The organism is Porifericola rhodea (assembly GCF_030506305.1).
Classification (GTDB): domain Bacteria; phylum Bacteroidota; class Bacteroidia; order Cytophagales; family Cyclobacteriaceae; genus Catalinimonas; species Catalinimonas rhodea.
The window spans coordinates 2,552,515-2,571,523 of the sequence record NZ_CP119421.1 but is presented as its reverse complement, the minus strand read 5'-3'; the positions used below and the strand labels follow the sequence as shown (position 1 = coordinate 2,571,523).

The window sequence follows — 19,009 nt, the reverse complement described above, 5'->3', positions numbered from 1 at the left end:
TTGTCGGTATCTAGGTCAAATAATCATCGTTTTTATCTAATACCTCGTCTCCGAATGAGCGTAGATAATTCTTAGTGGTATTAATACTTGAATGTCCAAGACTTTCAGAAATTTGCTCAACTGAGACTCCATTAAATTTTAGTACGGTAGCATAGGTATGTCTTGCGGTATAGAAGGTTAACTTTTCATGCTCAGGGATTTGCAGTTCCTCAGCGATAGTACGAATATGACAATTAATTTTCTTTAACCATCCATGAATACGATACCTTTCTGTTTTGTGCGTTATTCCAGGCTCTAAGACAGGCAAAATGTAAGGGTCATTATCAGCATACTCCTGAATAATTTTAGCAATATGATCTTTTACTTCAATACTAATCTTGGAAGGATTTTGGTTGCTTCTTTCTGTTTTCTGTCGTTCATAAACTAACCTTCCATCAAAAAAATTTGTATCCCACCTAAGCTTACACATATCTGTGAAGTTCATACCTCTGAGATAATAAGAAAGAGCGAAAAAATTAATACAATCTTTCTGTTCAGAATTTGGCTCAGCAGGATAGTTAATGATTCGTAACATATCATTTTTTGAAAGCGCAATTTTTTGTGAAGAGCCATTCCTGATCTTAAATTCTTTAAAAGGGTAAAAATCCTGCTTTACTATTTTTTCTTTGATGGCTCTATTGTAAGCTGCTCTTAGCGATCTTAAGTAGATACTAATGCTAGTCTGCTTTACCCCTTTGAGTTTTAATGATCTTTCAAATTTTTGCAGAAAAGCTACTCTTATATCTTCAAATTTAAGACTCCTGTTTCTGGTGTATTTCTTAAGTTCAGATAATACGTTTTTATAGGGTCTGGCAGTACCTAATCTTCCTTCTTCTTCAAAAGCATCAGCAATACTTTGCAAATAGGTATATACGGTGTGCTTAGTTTCTCTGCCAAATAGCTTTTCTTCAAATTGGTAGAAAGAGAATTTACCTTCACTCTGTAATTCACTGATGATAGTCTCTGCCTTAGTCTGGATAGCATTTAGTTTAATGTTACCTTCTTTATCTTTTTTGTAACGTCCGATAGCATTATTAAAATTAGTCTCGGTGGTTGACAACTTGATGGAATATTCTTTTTTATCCCGGTCATAAACAACCCTAAGATAGATGGGCAGTTTTCCATCGCTCTTCTTCCGGTACTTTGGAGCTACTATTTTTACGGTGACTTCTTTTACCTTCGCCATATTATTATTCTTTAAACCAAAGGTAATAAAAATTTCACCAACATTTTCACCAACATTTTAGCTTAATACAGGAAAACATGGGAAAATAGTATTTGAATTATACAAATTTAATTATTTGATTATCAGTTAATTACATAATATAAGAAAATATGTATTAGAATAGTAAAATTAATAAAAACTGCCTTCTAAGCAGTAGGTTCCAGGTTCGAGTCCTGGCGGGATCACTTACAAACAGGCCATAAATCCTTGTAAATCACGTGTTTACAAGGATTTTGTTTTTTTTAAAGGTGTCGATATACGTGCCTAAACTCAAAATTTTCGGCACCATCCCCAAACCTAGGGTAGCCAAGCATTACAATTTCCTATTCAATAAACTTAAGCATTTAGCTCCAAACACTTCTTAAATCTCCCCATAATTCTATTATTTTGGTATGACGTTAATAGTTTAACTCCCTTCACAATTTTTCCAGCCTGTTTAGGAACATTTTCAGATACTAGAGAAAAAGAAATATTAGATATGAACCCTATAAGGTTATAAATACAGCAGAGAAAGGCATCTCCATCAAAATATTTAATAAGCCTGTAAACCATAGGGGCTATTCTAAAGCTGCACTCGCCGATTTTATTAGGCTAGTTGTGAGGACTATCACTAATTATAAGAATAAGAACAAAGATTTCAGAAAAAACGATGCTGAACATCTGCTGAAACTTCAGAAACTGTTTGAGCCAGGTAAAGAAGTGTTCGGAAGTAGTGAAGAATTTGCCCGCTGGCTCAGCAAACCTTCTTATGGTTTGGAAGGCTGTGTACCAGAAAAACACTCAACTACATTTCAGGCATTGAGCCAGTAAGTAGAGAACTCCCTCGCATAGAATACGGCGATTTTTCCTAGTGCAGGTCTTTTTACTATCACGGATTAAAGGTTCATATTATTAGCTAATAATAGTATCAAAGCTTTACCTGTACCGCAATATGTAGCTGCCAGCAATGCTGGCGCGCATGATTTGCAAGTAGCAAAAAGAATAATGTCTCAAATACATAACTGTAGTCTATATGCTGATAAAATTTATTCAGATATACCACTTAAGGAAGCACTGGCAGAAAAACAAAAACTAAATCTACATACACCAGTAAGGAGAAAAAAAGGACAGAAGCAGCTCACTGTTATTGATCGGTACTTTTCAACAGCAGTGAGTATTGAGCGTCAACCAATAGAAGCTTTATTCGCTTAATTACAGGATAAGGTCAACCTTCAGGATGCAACAAAGGTAAGATCTGAAGCTGGTGCTTTAGTGCATACCTTTGGAAAACTGGCTGCTGCCACCTGTAGCATCGTATTAACTATTGATTTACATTGTAATTGAGTAGTAAACATCACTTCAATTGTATTCATTAGCACTATTTAACAATAAGTGACCCAGACATTCTAAACTTGAAACTCTATAGTCTCTTATATATTGCTTACGCTTATAGTTAAATGTAAATATACATTTAGAGATTTTGTAAGAGTTATAATAGAGTACAGGCTTTGAACAACACCACAGTTACTCCTGTATGAAGCTGAGTATATAAGCTAGTATAACTTTGGCTTACTGTATAAGACTTATCTTAAAAAGAGCCTTTTTGCATACTTTTTTTTGAGATTATCTCTGCAGGAAGTGAAAAAGTACTGTTCACGGTAAACAGTAGTACTTGAATAAGCAGCGTAATCCTGAAAAATCAGAAGCAAAATAATATATTTAGTACGTTTAGTTGAGTGATAGATGATTTGCTTCTACCATAAGGTTTTTCCACTTGCGCAACTTTATTGTGAACGTGGCACCTTTGCCATCTCCTTCGCTACTGGCCTCAATTTCTCCTTCGTGCTGCTCTATTATTTTCTTGGTAAGATGTAAGCCCAAGCCAGTAGAAGGCTCATTAAAAGTTCCTTTTCTGCCCTGAGAAGTAAATTTATCAAAAAGTTGAGGAGCAAGTTCGGGTGCAAATCCTAAACCTTCGTCTTTAATGTTTATATGAAGCAAACTACCGGATAATGTACTTACAATATGCACCCTACCCTTTTGGTAAGAGAACTTGATGGCGTTTTCTATCAGGTTCCGGATAGCCTGGCGAAAAAATATCTTCTCTACCAGCACGTACACATCATTTACCTCCGAATTTATATGAAATGTTAACTCTTTTTTCTCATGGTTATATTGCTGATCCTGTATACATTCTTCTAACAAAGTTTGCAGGTTGACATACTCAAATATTTGCTGTGCTTTTCCCTTTTCTTTGTGTTTTAAAATAAATACTACCTCGCTTAACAAGCTAGCATGCTGATCGCATAAACTACTAACTAACTGAAGATACTCCTCGCTTTCTTCTTTGTCTGGGTTTTGCTGTAAAATACTGACCAAGCCTTTGATCTGGTTAATAGGACTTTTTAAATCATGAGAAAGTAAAGAAATTAAATCTTGTTTTTCATCGAGTAGCTGCTGAAGCTGCTCTAATGTATTTTGCAGCTTAGACATAATCAGCCCAGCTTCATCTTCATAATAGTTAGGCAGTTGTGGTAATTTATGTTTCTCAGTATAGTCGTCGAGTGCTGACTTTACTAAAGTAAGGGGTTTTAGTAGCTCATTTTGTAGCCAGAGAGTAGCCCCTGTGGCTACTAAAGTTAAGGCAAGCGTAAGCGAGGCAATATGCCACGAAGATATGGAAGTGTCGCCGACGTTTAAAAGAAAAGCTATGATACCCAAAAGCGGAATATGTATACCGACAAAGGATACAAACAGAAATTTATAGCTGTATTTTTTTAAAAAACTCAGCTTACGATAAACAATTAAACTACTATTCCGGCTCACTTTCTTCATGTTAATTTTATCACTTTTCTAAGAGTAAAGTGAACCAATATTAGTGCTAAGTCACTATCATTTTTGCTTAATCAGGTAAATATCATATTTAATGTGAGGTGTCACACTAATTTATACATAAAGTAGCTTATCTTTAAATTAAAGCATATTTATCACTTTTTATAGAGCATTTCTATGGCACAAGCCAGGAGTGTGTGCCTTAGCATATCATTTTCAGCTTATTGTTTTACTTATTTTGTTCTGATTATTACACTATAACTTTGTATTGTCATACAGTTTTCTGCTATTTATCTCTATATCCTTCGTTGAAGAAAATACAAAGGCCATCTTTGCCAGCCACTACTATATCTTTGCGACCGGTACCGTTCAGGTCCACTACCGCAAAGTAAAGTCCGGCTCCTTTACCTTCGCCAAGAGGGCCATAACTAATTGTTTGACGGGTAAAAGACTCTCCATTCCACTGAAAATAATATAGCCCCAGAGGGTCAGTGCTGCCCGGGTCACGACCATTATGCGCACGAAACCTTTTACCTGTGATCAGCTCTGCCTGGCCATCTCCGGTAATATCTACCCACTCCATCGTATGATATTGTGAGTTATAAGGGTCTATAGGGTGTACTAACCATGTTCTCTTACCACTATCGTCGGTGCTTTGCTCGTACCACGATAGTCCGTAGCCATGCCCCTGTCCGGCAATAATATCATTTTTGCCATCACCATTGACATCTACCACCAACACAGGCACACTGGCAGTGCCCAGATCAAACTCCGCATGGAGCTTCCACTCTCCCTCAAAAGGATTTTCAGGTGCTTCCAGCCAGGCATTATTGATGATTAAGTCTCCTCTACCATCGCCATTAATATCTCCAAACCCCAGGCCATGCCCCTGCGTGTCAGCAATTTGAGTCTTAGTAAAAGTAGCCAATGGCTTCCCGTCTTTATCTCTATCCAGTCGATAAAACTTCAAAGGGAGGCCAGGGTTGTTAGGCACTATCTCTACATGCCCATCTCCATTAATGTCCCAGGCACGAGTACATTCCACCGGGCCGGTAACATCTATTACTTTATCTGTCCAGGGGTTGTTATTACCGGGGTTTTCTACCCAACGTATGTTCTGGCTTCCCCAACTTCCTGTAATATAATCCAGGTCGCCATCGCCGTCTACATCCATTGGAATATTAGAAAAATCATCATAATACTCTCCATTGTAAAAACTACCAATTTCTTTTATAAAGTGGCGTGTCAAATATTCTGGTCCCTCATACCAGAAAGCTCCGGAAACAATATCCAGCGTATCATCACCATTAATATCAAAGACACCAACAGCTTCGTAGCTTTCAGAGGCGATCATTTGTTTTCTAAACTGAACAGGTTTGCTTATACCTTCTCCGCTCTGGGCTCTCCCCTCTTTGCAAAGACTGATATTAACAAGCAGTATTAAACTAAATATACGGCACAAAAGAATATGTAAATGTTGCATAGTACGGTTTATTGCAAATTGAGTAGGTATGATAATAAGGCATTAAAATCATTCTGATTAAGGGCTTCTCCAAAGTGATCCGGCATAAGCGTGTAGGCTGAAGCCTCTTGAGTATTGATGTTGTCTTTAGCAACAGAAAACTCTTCTCCACTCATGTTTGCAAACACTAAAACTGCTCCTTCCTCTCGCCGGAAGAGTCCGGTTTTTACTTCTCCATCTTTAGTTTTGATAGTATACGTGCGGAAAGCCTCAGAAATATTGCGATTGGGATCCAGAATTTTAGTAGCCAGTGCTTCTGCTCCCCAGTTTCCAATACCGGTAAGCTGTGGGCCAATCATGCCTCCTTCTTCAGAAACTCTGTGACAGCTCTTACAATTTCTGTTAAATACCATTACGCCACTTTGGATAAGGGAGTCTGACTGTTCAAAATTAGTAAGGCGATCGGCTATTAGTGCGTTTCTCTCTTCATTTACCGGAGGTACATTAGCACTCAATTGTTCATACCTGTTAAGTCCAGCAGCAGATATATCTGACAGTATTCTTTCTTTAATCTTGGGATCAAGCAAAGCACGAGCAAATATTTCCCCCTCCTGTACTTTGTCTAAAAGCAGCTTTTTTCCCTGGGGAGTAGCAGCAAGCAGCATCGCCACATCTTTTTGTAAAACCGGAGACCAATTCTTCACATCTCTTAGCACACTGATGCTTGTTTGAGCTGGAACTTCGTTCAGCATATTAAGTAACTTCTGTTTGAAAGCAATAGGCTGCTCTTCTCCTGTGAGTAGTATTTGCACCGTCTGCACTCCTGACTCAGGTGCTACATTAAGTAATGTTTGTGCTGCTACTGCTTTCAGATTATCATCTGTTCCTACGCCTTCTAACAGTTTTTTGACTTCTGGAGTAAGTGTTTTTAAATGATACTGCTCCGCTATCTGCAAGGCAGATTGTAATACCTCACGTTTGCCTGTTGTTATTTCTGAGGCTGTCGTCGCTACGTTTTCAGGCTGATCTTTAAGATAAGTAGCAAACACCTGCTTAGCTAAGGCTTCACCCCAGCTTTTCATTTCTGGATGCTCAGGAGTTCCTCTCTGCACTAAGCCATCCTGTATAGCCCCAAAAAGCTGAAGCGCCATATTTAGCTGGTTATTTGCTTTTTCTTTAGCAAGGCTAAATAGTGATGAAAGCTGCGCTGTGGGCGCAAAGCGTACGGCATGCTGAAAGTTACGCACAAGACGTACAGTGTGGGCAGTTGAAGTTAGGTACTGCTGCATAAAACGCCCTGCGTCTGTACGTTCAACTCCTATCATTACATCAGCCAGTGTTTCTTGATGAGGGCGGTTCCACTTGCTGCTTACTACTTTTTGTAAGATGGCCTCTTCACGTAAAAGGTTTCGCAGACTTAAGCGGAGGGTATATAAATAGTGAGTATCAAAGTCAGGAATTTTACTCCGCTGAGCAAGTAGCAACTCTACCGTTTCTAGGGTAGGGTAGTTAGTAAGCGTTTCTACCGCTGCTCTTTGCACATGCAAATCATCATCCAGCAAAGCGTCTTTTACCACAGGGTAGTAAGTAAACGCCTTATCTTCTATTTCTCTGAGGATACGCAAGGTATGGGTACGTACTAGTGTATTTTCATGCAAAATTGCAGCTTTGATATTGACCTCACTCAATGACCCAATACGATGTAGAATCCATAGCGCGAGAGCGTATGCATTTGCTTCTGTGCCTTCTTCTTCTAGTAGCTTTTGTAGGGTGGGTATGGCAGGCTCTCCAACACGCTCCACCAACTGATCCGCCGCACTCATTCTCACGCTAATGTTCTGATGAGAGAGAGTGGTAATTAGCGCATCCGTCTCTAGCTCGGACAGATTGATATTTTGTGCTTTTTCTTTAGTTCCGGTATAGCTGATTCGCCAGATTCTACCCCTTACCTTATCACGTTTAGGGTGGTCCAGAGGTACTTCGTAATGTCCGATAATAGAGTTATAAAAATCTGCGATATATAATGCGCCATCAGGCCCCAGCTTAATGTCTACTGGACGAAACCAGGGGTCTTCGCTTTTTACAAAGTCCTCTTCAGCAGTGGCAATGGGTGTAGATCCTTCAAAGCGGAAAGAGTTTCGGTGTACTCTACAGCTTACAACATCACCAATATAAAAGTCATTACGATAATCTTCCGGAAACTGATCCGCGTCGTACAGGGCCAGGCCAGAAAGTGCCGTAGACTCTTCACCATGAGGTTTGGTGTCAGGAGCAAAGCCTATACCTACCTCCTTTTTGCCAAAGTGAGGATAATCAGCTCCTCGTATCAGTTGATAGATAGGCGAGGTATGGCAGTCTGTAGAGTACATATACCCCCAGGCATCAAAGGCCAGGCCGAAGGGGTTAACCTGACCAAAGGTGGTTTGTTCTACCCGGCTACCGTCTGGCAAAAAACGGAAGGTATTTCCTGAGGTCATACTGATGCTATCACCATTACTACCCGCTATGGTAGAAGTATTGGTAAACCCGTGGCAGGTGTACACCCAGCCATCGTAGCCGCGTGTCAGATTGTTAACCATACCATGTGTATCTTTAAAGCCAAACTGCCCCAAAAGCACTTTACTCTTATCTGCTGTATCATCCCCATTAATATCTGCAAAACGATACATGTTAGGAATACTATAGGCTATGGCTCCACCATTTACGGGTAGAAGCCCGATAGGTATATTGAGCGTATCTTTGTAATGAGTAAAAGTATCTGCCTGCCCGTCGCCATCTGTATCTTCCAAAATAGATAAACGATCGGCTCCTTTGCCAGGCTCAGCAGGAAAGGGATATTCATGCGACTGGGTAACCCATAACCGCCCCTTTTCATCAAAAGCGATATTGAGTGGTTTACCAATATCAGGCTCTGAAGCATAAAGCTGAATTTCAAATCCTTCGGGTAATTTAAAACCCAGACGCTCCTCTTCGGGGGTGCGAGCCTGAGTAGTTCTGATATGCTCGCTAAACTGGCTGCCACTGAATCTTGACTCCCCTCCCTCTGTTTCCTGAGGTGCAGGTTGGCAGGAGCCAATAAGAAGAAGCCATGCGACACAAACAGACCATTGGTTGAATGCCATAGTCTTGATGCGTTTTGGTTGTTGTAGTGTATATTCAGGTCTTTGTCTTCCTCCTACTTACCTAAAGTAATGGTAAGAGAGGATATTAATGTTAGCATTTTTTAGGCTTTTAAGAAAAGTGCGCAAGATAAATATTAGCTTACGCAATAAGGGTACATATTGCAATCGGCCGCAACAGTTTAAATGTAAATATCTCTGCAATGGAATATCGGTATTGCCCTAGTTCGTTGATAATAAAAAGACTGTACCCAAAAGTTAAGCGAGCTTACTTCCTAAGTTAAAAAAAGTAAAGACCAAAGGTGATACTTTAGCCCAGATTGGCACTTACTAAAAACAAACAGCTTATGGACAATCAATATTCTCAGACACAAAGCTCGGAAGCTCGGCAAGCTTTGTTTACAACGCTTTACCGGCAGGCTTTTCCTACAGTAGCGGCTTATCTTAGCCGCAGAGGGGGTAGCTTTGAAGATACCAGAGACATTTTTCAGGAAGCACTAATTATCTATTATGAAGAAGTGCTAAGCCAGCAAAGTAGATTCATAAAGAACGAGAGCGCTTACCTATTGGGCATTTCACGTCACCTCTGGCTCAGGCGTTGCCGTAAAGCATTGCCAACAAAAAGTGTAGAAGGAAAGTGGGTTGAGCGTTATGAGCAGTCTGAGAAAAGGTACGCTTCTTATCAGAAAGTGCTAAAGCTGCTGGCATCAGCAGGCCAAAAGTGCATGGAGGTGCTTAAAGCATTTTATTATGATAAGCTCCCCCTTTCTTCTATCGCTCAGAGTTTCGGCTACAGGGGTACGCGTTCGGCTACCGTACAGAAGTACAAATGCATAGAAAAAATAAGAAGTGTAGTCAAAGAAAAATCATTGCAGTATGCGGACTTCCTTGAGTGAAATCAGAGATATAGAAGATCACCTGCTGGGCAAAAATCAGCCAGAGGCACTTCTGCTTTTTGTGGCAAAACAACAGCTAAATTATAAACTGAAGCAAAAAGTAGAGCTTCAGAAGACAGTACATGAGCTGGCATGCGCCTATGGTCGGAAGCAGCTTAAAACAGAGATAGAGGCAGTACATCAGGAGCTTTTCTCCCAATCTGCCAATCGCTCCTTCCGCCAGAAGATTTTACAACTTTTTTATTAAATAAGCTTATGTCAATACATGCCAACATTATTCCTATGGTGCTGGATAACAGTGGCCGTAGCGAAAGAGCTTTTGATATCTACAGCTTACTGCTTAAAGAGCGGATCATCTTTCTGGGTACTCCAATAGATGACCAGGTGGCTAATGTTATCGTCGCTCAGCTGCTTTATCTTAACAGTCAGGATCCCAACCGTCAGATAGATTTGTATATACAGAGCCCGGGAGGAAGTGTGTATGCCGGGCTGGCCATATACGATGCTATGCAGATGATTACTGCTCCGGTGTCTACGGTGGCTATGGGTTTTTCCGGAAGCATGGCTACTGCACTGCTATGTTCGGGAAAGACAGGCAAACGAATGGCCTTGCCCCAGGCTACCATACATATGCACCCTACAGGGGGTGGAGCCAAAGGCTATACAGAAGATGTACGTATTGCTACCCGAGAGCAGGAACGCCTTCAGGCTCAGCTTTTTCATATCATGGGTAAACAGAGTGGGCACAGTTGGAAAGAGATAGAGGACTACTTTCTGCGCGACAGATTTCTTAATGCTCTGGAAGCTAAAGAGTTTGGGCTGATAGATGAAGTACTCGGTGATACCAACCACCTGATTAGGCTGAAAAAAGAGGAATACGAAGTAAGTCTTTATAATGGAAGGACGCTTCCCTAAAACTAATGCAGTAAAAAGCCCCTACTGCTAAAATACAGAAGGGGCTGCATTTAGTATTACAAATAATTTACAGCGGACGCACCATAATATCTTTGTAGTAAACCACACTTTTAGGGTCGTGCCCCTGTAAGGCTACTGTACCGCTGGACAGCCTTCGCCCCGACATGCTATCAGGACGCTCAGCATCATCTGGTTCAGTATAGTTAACTACTGTATTTCCATTAATTTTTACGGTAATCTGCTTACCCTTTACGATGATGTGCTCAGTATACCATTCGTTGTCTTTTACGTACACATCTCTAACATCATCTACTGCATAGAGGCTACCCGTACGACGCCAGTCAGTATGGGAGTTGTTTACCTGAATCTCGTAACCTTTGCTAGGCCAGCCTTCTTCCTGATACTCAGTATGTATGTACATGCCCGAGTTGGAACCCGGCTCTGTCATTACCTGGGCTTTAAACTCAAAGTCGTCAAAGTTATGATTTTCTACTGTTCCTACATAAAAAAGATGAGCACGAGGTCCAGCTACTTTTATTTTACCATCAACTACAGAAAAGGTCTCAGGGTTTTCGCTGGCCTTCCATCCATCCAGGCTTTTGCCATCAAATAGGCTTACCCACTCAGCACTTTGCCGGGGTGTAAAGCTTAGCACCAGCAGTAGCACTAAGACGGTAAGCGTTGCTTTAAAAGAATTTGTCATCATGTGTTTATAGGTTTTAGGTTGAATAGTATTGCGCTCTGCTATTTCTTTCATCATTCCATACAGCTTGAAATATACTAAATATTAGCTATACTTTAGTATTTCTGCTTTTTTGCGATACCTACTCTCAAAATTCTTTGTTGAGGCGCGCATAAAAAAACAGCTTCAAACTATGAAGCTGCTTTTCCTTATCTATAGATACAAATTTTCTAGTAGCCATCGTTTTGCTCAATGAGCTCACGACCCAGATCTATCTGGCTCTGCGGTATAGGCATGTATTCGTGCTTACCTTGCGTAAAGCTGGCTCCGCTAAGGTGCGAACGGCGGGTTTTCTCTACTTCCAGATAGTTGTTAATAACCTGAGCAGCGATGCCCCAACGTACCAGATCAAAGAAGCGGTGCCCCTCCTGAGCAAACTCCAGGCGGCGCTCGGTTCTCAGCGCCTCAATAGCATCTTCGTAGCTGGTGAAAGGATTATCGTAGGTAGACATCTGGTAGTTTGCTGCATCAGCAGTACCCTCCAGGTTTTTTACGGTTTCGCTATTCATGGCACGGGCACGTACCTGATTGATATAGCTACGTCCGCTTTCCAAATCTCCCAGTTCAATAGCAGCTTCTGCTTTCCAGAGTAGCAGGTCTGCATAGCGGATTACATAATAGTTTAACGCATTTACGTAAGGCCAGACTTGCAGATAATGGATAGAATTGGCCGATACCATACGCTTTTTGGTACCATAGGGTCCGTAGGTAGCTAAATCACGAGCCCAGCTCGCATCGTAATTAATACCTAAGTCCAGATAAGGAATACCCGGTCTGGCCAGTGTATGATCTATACGCACATCCAGGTTATCATCCTCCCTTACCTCCACATTGTCTAACAAGGGCAGCCCATTTTCGTCAGTTTTAAAGGCATTGACCAGGTTTTGCGATGGACGATGGAAGCCATACTGAGGGTACATAGGCCCACCGGGGGCAGCCAAACGGTCGCCGATAGAGCCATTATAGTTGCTTGGAGACCCATCGTTTATAGAGTGCTGTACTGCAAAAATAATTTCGCTACCGTTATCATTTTCTGGTAGAAACACATCTCTGAAATTATCCATCAGACTGTAGACTCCACTGTTAATTACCTCATCGGCAGCATTACTTGCCTCCTGCCATTTCTCCTGATAGAGGTATGTTTTGGCAAGGTAAGCTTTAGCTGCCCACTTACTAGGGCGAGCGGGTTCTTCCTGCGACTCAGGCAAAGTCTCAAAAGCAGTGGCAAAGTCTTCTTCTATTTTTTGCCAGAGTTGCTCAGAGCTAAGCGATGTATTAGACACGTAATAATCTTCTATTTGCTCGGCACTTTCATCTATATAAGGAATTTTGTTATAGATTTTCTTGAGTTCAAAATAGAAGTGCCCTCTTAAAAAACGCATTTCGCCAATACGCTGTGCTTTTAGGGTTTCGTCAAACTGCTGAGATCGGTTAAGCAGGCGAATAGACTGGTTTGCGCGCTTTACACCTTCGTAGAGAGCAAGCCATTTGCGTTGTACATCCAGTATGCTAGGGTCTGTGTTGTAGATTTCCAACTGGTGAATACCGTTCTGGTCTCCGGTACCTCCCCCTCCTTTGTAGGCATCGTCTGAAAGCACATCGCCAAAGCTCCAGTTAGAAGCCGGAGAATTATAGGCATTAGATGCTTCATCTATTTGTCCGTTAAGCACGCTATAGGTGGAGGTAATTACTCCTTCAATATTTTCGGGAGCGAGAATCTGCTCAGGAGACAGCTCACCGATAGGCTCTTCCTGCAAGAAGTTGTCTTCAGAGCAGGCGAAAAGCGATAGTGCCAATAAAAGGCTTGTTATTTTCTTGATCATCATATTGCTATTTTGATACTACTACTATTATTGATTTAGAACCCCAGATTTACCCCCAACTGAAAAGTTCGTGATGAGGGATAGATACCTCTGTCCACTCCTATATCCAGGTTACGGTTGTCAGAAGAGTAGTTCTGCAAGCCTACTTCGGGGTCCAGGCCCTCATAGGGCGTAATAGTAAAGAGGTTTTGCGCCTGCACATACACTCTCAGGTCAAGCTTTTCGCCAACAGATTTAGGCAGGGTGTAGCCTATCTGAAGGTTTTTCAACTTCAGGAAAGAGGCATCCTGCACGTAGTACGAAGAAGGACGGCTATTGCGGTTGTTGTCGTCCAGAGAGAGGCGCGGCACAGAGGCACTAGTATTGTCGGGTGTCCAGGCATCCATAGTACGAGCATGCTTATTGTATGCCGAGAGGTTAAAGAAGTCGCCATAGTAGCGAGTAAGGTCATACACCTCATTGCCCTGAGAGCCAAAGAAGAAAAGCGAAATATCAAAGGCTTTGTAGTCTGCACCCAGCGTAATACCGTAAGAGAAATCCGGATGAGGAGAACCTACAAACGTACGATCCTCATCATCAATTACGCCGTCTTCATTAATATCTCTAAAGATCAGATCGCCTGGCTGTGCGCCGGGCTGCTCCGCATGACTATTTACCTGCTCCTGTGTCTGGAAGATACCGATAGCATCGTGCCCGTAAAATGAAGCTATAGGCTGGCCTACATCAGAGCGTGATACGTCCTGGTCAAAATTGGTAGAGTGCAGTATAGAGCCTGGAATAGACAGAAAATCTATATCAGAAGGTAAGCTGGTTAGTTCGTTTTGAATAGCCGCAAAGTTAAGGTCTACCCGAAACGAAAGGTCAGTATTAATTTCGTCGGCGTAAGCAAGTAGAAACTCAAAACCTGAGTTTTTCATCTCCCCAACATTGTCCCAGAGGGTCTGGTTAGTACCACCTATTACCGGTGGCAAAGGTCGCTCTACTAACAGATCTTTGGTTTTTTTGTAGAAATAGTCAGCACCTATGCTCAAGCGGTTTTCTAGTAAAGTCATATCCAGTCCAATATTTGTCTGAGCGGTAGTCTCCCACTTCAGGTCTGGATTGGCATTTCGGGTTTCAGTAAATCCCTGTTGTACGCTGGCCTGTGCTCCATCCATCGGATAGTTAGAGTAATAGGGATTGGTAGCAAAGCTGGAAATTGTAGAGTAAGCAGGAATATCCTGATTACCGTTTTGGCCCCAACCTACTCTAAGTTTTAGCTCATTAATGGCAGGCAGGTTAAAGAAGCTTTCTTCAGAAATACGCCAACCGGCAGAAAGTGCCGGGAAAGCCCCCCATTTGTTTTCTCCCAGTTTAGAAGAGCCATCTCTTCGAAGAGTGAAAGATAGCAGGTACCGTTGATCATACTCATAATTAAGCTTACCAAAATAGGAAAACAACGACCACTCATTCGCATAACCGCTATTGCGTTGGTCGGCTCCATCTCCACCATCCAGGTACTGGAAGTTAGGATCGTTATAAGGGAAACCCACCCTGGAAGCAGAGAAGCCCTCGGTATAAGCATTTACAGATTCTACTCCGAGCAAAACATCCAGGCTGTGTACTCCTAAATCTTTAGCGTAGTTTAAGGTATTAGACCATACCCAATCGGTGCCGAAGCTATTTTGAGTAGATAAGCTGCTAGCCAGGTTTTGAGATAGAATCTCGTTATACGTAGGGCTAAAACTTCTAAAGTTGAAATTGGTAAAGCTCAGTCCAAAATTGGTTCGGAAGTCCAGCCCATCTATAATTTCCAGGTTGGCAAAAGCATTACCAAAAATACGAAGGTTGAGGCGCTGATTATCGCGGTTACGGTATAGTTTTCCCAGAGGGTTCTGCACATCGTTTAGTGGATTACCTCCATACTCTCCATTGTTATCCTTTACTGGTACTATAGAAGGAAAGCGCATAGCATCATACACCACACTCCCCAGCACAGAATTGGTAGTAGTAGATGTCTGCCAGCTATAGGCTACCGAAAGGTTTTCACCAACGCTAAGCCTATCTAAAAGCTTATAGTCAGAGTTAATTCGGGCAGTCACCCTTTTAAAGTCAGTATAACTTAGTACTCCCTCCTGATCGTAATAGCCTAATGAAAGCAGAGAATGTGACTTTTCATTTCCTTTAGAAAAATCCAGATAATGTGAATGAATAAGGGCCGGTTCAAAAATTTCGCCCATCCAGTCTGTATTAGCGGAAGGAATAGTTTGGTCTGCATCCAGATATGACGGAATTACCGGGTTAGCACCATCGCCAAACAGGTCGCTGGAAGGTACTTTACCATCGTTTCGGGTAGCCTGCCACAGCATATCCGCATATTCCTGAGCGCCTAGCATATCGGGCAGATTTACAGCCTCCTGCACCCCTACATAAGACCTGAGCCTTACTGAAGGAGTCTCTGATTTTCCTTTTTTAGTAGTTACGATAACTACACCATTGGCAGCACGAGAACCATAGATGGAAGCAGAAGATGCGTCTTTAAGCACCTGCATAGACTCTATATCATTTGGGTTGATCAGGTTGATACCCGTGGTAGTAGGCACACCATCAATGACATACAGCGGATCGTTATTACGGATAGTACTAAAGCCTCTGACGCGCACGGCGGTACTACCACCGGGGGTATTGCTACTAATTACATTTACGCCTGCTACGCGACCTTCCAGCATTTCGTCTGCACCCGCCACAGGGAAACTCTGTACATCTTCTATTTCTACTACAGATACTGCCCCGGTTAGATCTTTCTTGTCCTGTGTTGTGTATCCTGTTACTACCAGTTCGCTAAGTTGTTGAGCATCGGTAAGTAAGCTCACGTTAATCTGAGCCTGATTGTTAATACTGACTTCCTGCGTGGCATAGCCAACAAAAGAGAAGATCAGTACTTCTGCCTGTGGGCTAACGTTCAGGCGATAGTTTCCTTCCACATCTGTTACTGTACCTGTAGAAGATCCTTTAACTACCACATTTACGCCAGGGATGGGCGCATTCTCCTCGTCAGTAACGGTACCGCTAAGGGCACGGTTCTGAGCATACAATGTATGGCCTAAACCTAAAAGCAGGACTAGTACCCATACACTGCACCTATACAAAGACAGTAATGGTTTTCTCATAGTTTTAACTTTAAAAATTGGGCAAAACAAAAATTTAGGTAGCTCCAATATTTGCGCGCAAAGGTAGGTGATGGAGTAGAAGGGCAGGTTAAGCCAAGGTTAGGCTTGTATTATCGAAATGTGAGCTACATTAAACTTGTATGAAGTTTATAAAAAATACAGCTGGCGTTGGGCCAGCTATCGTATAGAGTAAGTTTTGCTTGTAAACAATAAGAGAATGATCTGCTTTTTTTAATAAGCCCTATCAAGCTATAATTTCCAGAACATACAGTTTACACCTTTTCTTTTACTGGTATTGATATTCTCCTGCTCACACCTTTTTGCATACCGCTAAACTTTGGCTTTTTATCTTTGTACTGCTTCGGCTTTTTCTTTTTCTTACCCCACCAGATAATAAAACCGGTTATGGGTAGGCTGGCAGAAATCAGACACGCGATAAATGCTATAATTTTAGTCCAGATACCACCTATAGAGCCTACGTGCAGATCGTAGTTAAGCTTCATCAGCATATCTCCACCATTGCCATGAGGGAAAGCCGCTTTTTCTGCAAGTTTTTTGAGCGAGTGCTGCTCGTAGTAATTTGTATGTGCTAAGTAAGTAGTGCCAGGTTTTGGGTTTACTTCTACTCCCCATACACCGCGCTTGCCACGAGGGTAATACATTTTAACATCGTAAGTACTGAAATCTACCTCTGATTGCAACTGACTAAAGAGTATGTCTTCGTCGGCTTGTGGATGTTGAATAACCAAGGTAGTATCAGAATGATACCTCTCTCGCTTCAGGCTTTCACCTCCGGAGCCTAACCAGTACACAGACTCTGCAAACCACTGCATACCATATACCATACCGGTAAGCCCTAATACCAGAGCTACTAGTAGCACGTAAAAGCCAAGCACATTATGCAGGTCATAGTTCAGGCGTTTAAAGCTGGCTTTCAGGTTGAGGAGAAAGCTCCTTTTGCGCGTTGCCGAAGTCCATTTTTTGGGCCACCACAGTATTAAGCCACTTATGAGCGTAATTACGAAGATTAGAGTTCCATAAGCTACTACAGGCTTTCCAATATAGCGTGGTAACCACAATTGATAATGTCCTATAATCATAAAGCGAAAAAAGTCGCTATTCAGATGCTGATTTTTGAGCACCTGGCCCGAATAAGGATTAACATACACTACCTGATAGTCACTTCGGTCTGCATAGTACGGAACAATGGCACTTTTCTCTTTACCACGATAAAACACTCCATATACTGAAGGAAATTGGTACTTACTTTTGACCGCCTCGCTAAGTACCGAAGGTGGCAGTAAGTTACCTTCAGCAGAAGGGCTTACCGTCTGGTAAGGCTGAAGCCAAAGACGTAGCTCTTCTTCAAACACCAAGGCTGCCGCAGTAAGGCTTACTATTACAACTACAATACCAGAGACAAGGCCCAACCAGAGGTGTAACCATGCAGATACACGATAGAACAAGGATCGGGAGTATTTTTTCTTGGCAGAGTTTAGCATTATGCTTTATTTATGAGTAAGAGCATAAAGGGCCCGAACACAATAAACCGGCCCTTATAAAGTTGAAAAAATCAGAAGACTAATAGGTTAACTTGCTTATTGCGGTAATTCTACCACCTTCTACCTCTATACCCTGTGTGGCAGTGGCAGTGTTGGCATTTACCTGATAGATGTAGCTGCCTTCTTCGGTAGTGATACCTATATGAATAGTTTCCCCATCTTCATCTACCAGGTTATTGGTAGTTACGTTAACCACTTTTGTGGCTTCGGGTGCTCCCTGTACCCAGGTAAAATCCTGCGTGTAAACGTCAGCGATAGCTAAACGGCTTCCTACGCTATAAGCGGCTTTTTCGTCAGCCATCATAAGTAAGAATTTACCATTTCCAATGTAGTTTTGGGCAGTAATATATGCCCCCCCTGAAGCCTGCTCTACATTGAAGAAGTAATTTTGATCAAACTCAGTCTCTCCTTTAACAAGTTTAACAATTGCAGAAGGCTTAGTAGAAGTAAACTCCCCCTCGCTGGCCGCCACAGCAGCAGAGTAAGCATATACGTCGCCTTTTTCGTCTTCAATCAGGCCATTGTTAAAGTACTTACCAATAAAGCTGATTCTGTCATCAGTAATAACTCTTTCAAACTCCATACTGGGGTAAGAAAATACCGCTACCCATGCACTATCCGGGTGATTTGTGCCAAAGGTGTCGCCGCAGCAGCCTTTAATGCTCATATATGGAGCATATACTTTATCACCTACCTGAGTTAACCAGGTAAAGTGCGCACGCTCGCCGTTCCCCGCCAATACTTCAATGTTTACCTGCCCTTCACCTACAATTTGTACCTGCTCTGCATTTACTCTGTACCATGAGGCATTGGCATCACCACTACGAGGAATTTTCATCATTAAAATGTCGTCTTCCACAGCCGCGAAAGCCTGCACGGTTTCAGACTGGAAGTCAGAGACTTTGATAAGCTCACCTTCTTCATTGAGTTCGTAAGTGGTTACAGCTCCAGGGTTGCCCTGACCATACAGAAGGCTGAAGAATTTGTTATTGTTGCTTACATAATAACGGTAAGTTCCATCCTGCTCAATACCGTTTCCTACAGTACTTACGCTTCCGGTACTTAGATCATCAGTAGTTAGCAGGTAATCCGCTACACCATCAGAAGCTATAGGCGATGAAGTAATGATATACTTGGTGCCTCCTTCATTAGCATCTCCACCGCCATCTGGCGCGGGGTTCTCATCATCATCACAAGAAGAAAGCAAAAAAGTTGAAAATAATGCGAAAAGAATTGTTAATAGATAGTTGTGTTTGCTCATTATAA

13 protein-coding genes are annotated in these 19,009 nt (G+C 42.0%); 4 read left to right on the top strand and 9 right to left on the bottom strand.

Annotated elements, in window-relative coordinates; all coding sequences use genetic code 11:
* Positions 1 to 10: 10 nt before the first annotated feature.
* Positions 11 to 1,225 (bottom strand): site-specific integrase, encoded by a 1,215-nt coding sequence (locus tag PZB74_RS10610; protein WP_302242584.1) that lies wholly within the window; start codon positions 1,223 to 1,225, stop codon positions 11 to 13.
* 636 nt (positions 1,226 to 1,861) lie between these two features.
* Here PZB74_RS10610 and PZB74_RS10605 point away from each other — a divergent pair.
* Positions 1,862 to 2,074, top strand: a complete 213-nt coding sequence (locus PZB74_RS10605; protein WP_302242583.1) for an antitoxin Xre/MbcA/ParS toxin-binding domain-containing protein — start codon at positions 1,862 to 1,864, stop codon at positions 2,072 to 2,074.
* An 897-nt stretch (positions 2,075 to 2,971) separates the two neighbouring features.
* Here the strand turns inward: PZB74_RS10605 and PZB74_RS10600 are convergent.
* From PZB74_RS10600 to PZB74_RS10590, 3 genes are all read right to left on the bottom strand, one after another.
* Positions 2,972 to 4,078 (bottom strand): sensor histidine kinase, encoded by a 1,107-nt coding sequence (locus PZB74_RS10600; protein ID WP_302242582.1) that lies wholly within the window; start codon positions 4,076 to 4,078, stop codon positions 2,972 to 2,974.
* Between the two features lie 283 nt (positions 4,079 to 4,361).
* Positions 4,362 to 5,558, bottom strand: coding sequence for an FG-GAP repeat domain-containing protein (locus PZB74_RS10595; RefSeq protein ID WP_302242581.1), 1,197 nt, complete (start codon positions 5,556 to 5,558; stop codon positions 4,362 to 4,364).
* Between the two features lie 8 nt (positions 5,559 to 5,566).
* Positions 5,567 to 8,659, bottom strand: coding sequence for a PVC-type heme-binding CxxCH protein (locus PZB74_RS10590; protein ID WP_302242580.1), 3,093 nt, complete (start codon positions 8,657 to 8,659; stop codon positions 5,567 to 5,569).
* A gap of 344 nt (positions 8,660 to 9,003) precedes the next feature.
* Between PZB74_RS10590 and PZB74_RS10585 the strand changes: the two genes are divergently transcribed.
* Genes PZB74_RS10585 through PZB74_RS10575 form a run of 3 tightly spaced genes read left to right on the top strand, consistent with a single transcriptional unit; the run spans position 9,004 to position 10,467 of the window.
* On the top strand, positions 9,004 to 9,552 hold the full coding sequence (locus PZB74_RS10585; RefSeq protein ID WP_302242579.1) for an RNA polymerase sigma factor: 549 nt from the start codon (positions 9,004 to 9,006) through the stop codon (positions 9,550 to 9,552).
* Complete coding sequence (locus PZB74_RS10580) at positions 9,533 to 9,799, top strand: hypothetical protein (protein ID WP_302242578.1); 267 nt, start codon at positions 9,533 to 9,535, stop codon at positions 9,797 to 9,799. Before PZB74_RS10585 ends, PZB74_RS10580 begins: the two co-directional genes overlap by 20 nt.
* Positions 9,800 to 9,807: 8 nt before the next feature.
* Positions 9,808 to 10,467 (top strand): ClpP family protease, encoded by a 660-nt coding sequence (locus PZB74_RS10575; RefSeq protein ID WP_302242577.1) that lies wholly within the window; start codon positions 9,808 to 9,810, stop codon positions 10,465 to 10,467.
* 67 nt (positions 10,468 to 10,534) lie between these two features.
* On the opposite strand, the gene PZB74_RS10570 is transcribed toward PZB74_RS10575, so the two are convergent.
* The 5 genes from PZB74_RS10570 to PZB74_RS10550 form a co-directional block, all read right to left on the bottom strand.
* Complete coding sequence (locus PZB74_RS10570) at positions 10,535 to 11,170, bottom strand: 3-keto-disaccharide hydrolase (RefSeq protein ID WP_302242788.1); 636 nt, start codon at positions 11,168 to 11,170, stop codon at positions 10,535 to 10,537.
* A gap of 209 nt (positions 11,171 to 11,379) precedes the next feature.
* Positions 11,380 to 13,035 (bottom strand): RagB/SusD family nutrient uptake outer membrane protein, encoded by a 1,656-nt coding sequence (locus tag PZB74_RS10565; protein WP_302242576.1) that lies wholly within the window; start codon positions 13,033 to 13,035, stop codon positions 11,380 to 11,382.
* A 32-nt stretch (positions 13,036 to 13,067) separates the two neighbouring features.
* Positions 13,068 to 16,181 carry a SusC/RagA family TonB-linked outer membrane protein gene (locus PZB74_RS10560; protein WP_302242575.1) on the bottom strand — a complete coding sequence of 1,038 codons (3,114 nt, stop codon included), beginning with the start codon at positions 16,179 to 16,181 and terminating at the stop codon, positions 13,068 to 13,070.
* A gap of 272 nt (positions 16,182 to 16,453) precedes the next feature.
* Positions 16,454 to 17,683 (bottom strand): PepSY-associated TM helix domain-containing protein, encoded by a 1,230-nt coding sequence (locus PZB74_RS10555; protein WP_302242574.1) that lies wholly within the window; start codon positions 17,681 to 17,683, stop codon positions 16,454 to 16,456.
* Positions 17,684 to 17,762: 79 nt separating this feature from the next.
* A complete protein-coding gene (locus PZB74_RS10550) occupies positions 17,763 to 19,004 on the bottom strand; it encodes a DUF4374 domain-containing protein (RefSeq protein WP_302242573.1) in 1,242 nt (413 codons plus the stop codon).
* Positions 19,005 to 19,009: the final 5 nt, after the last annotated feature.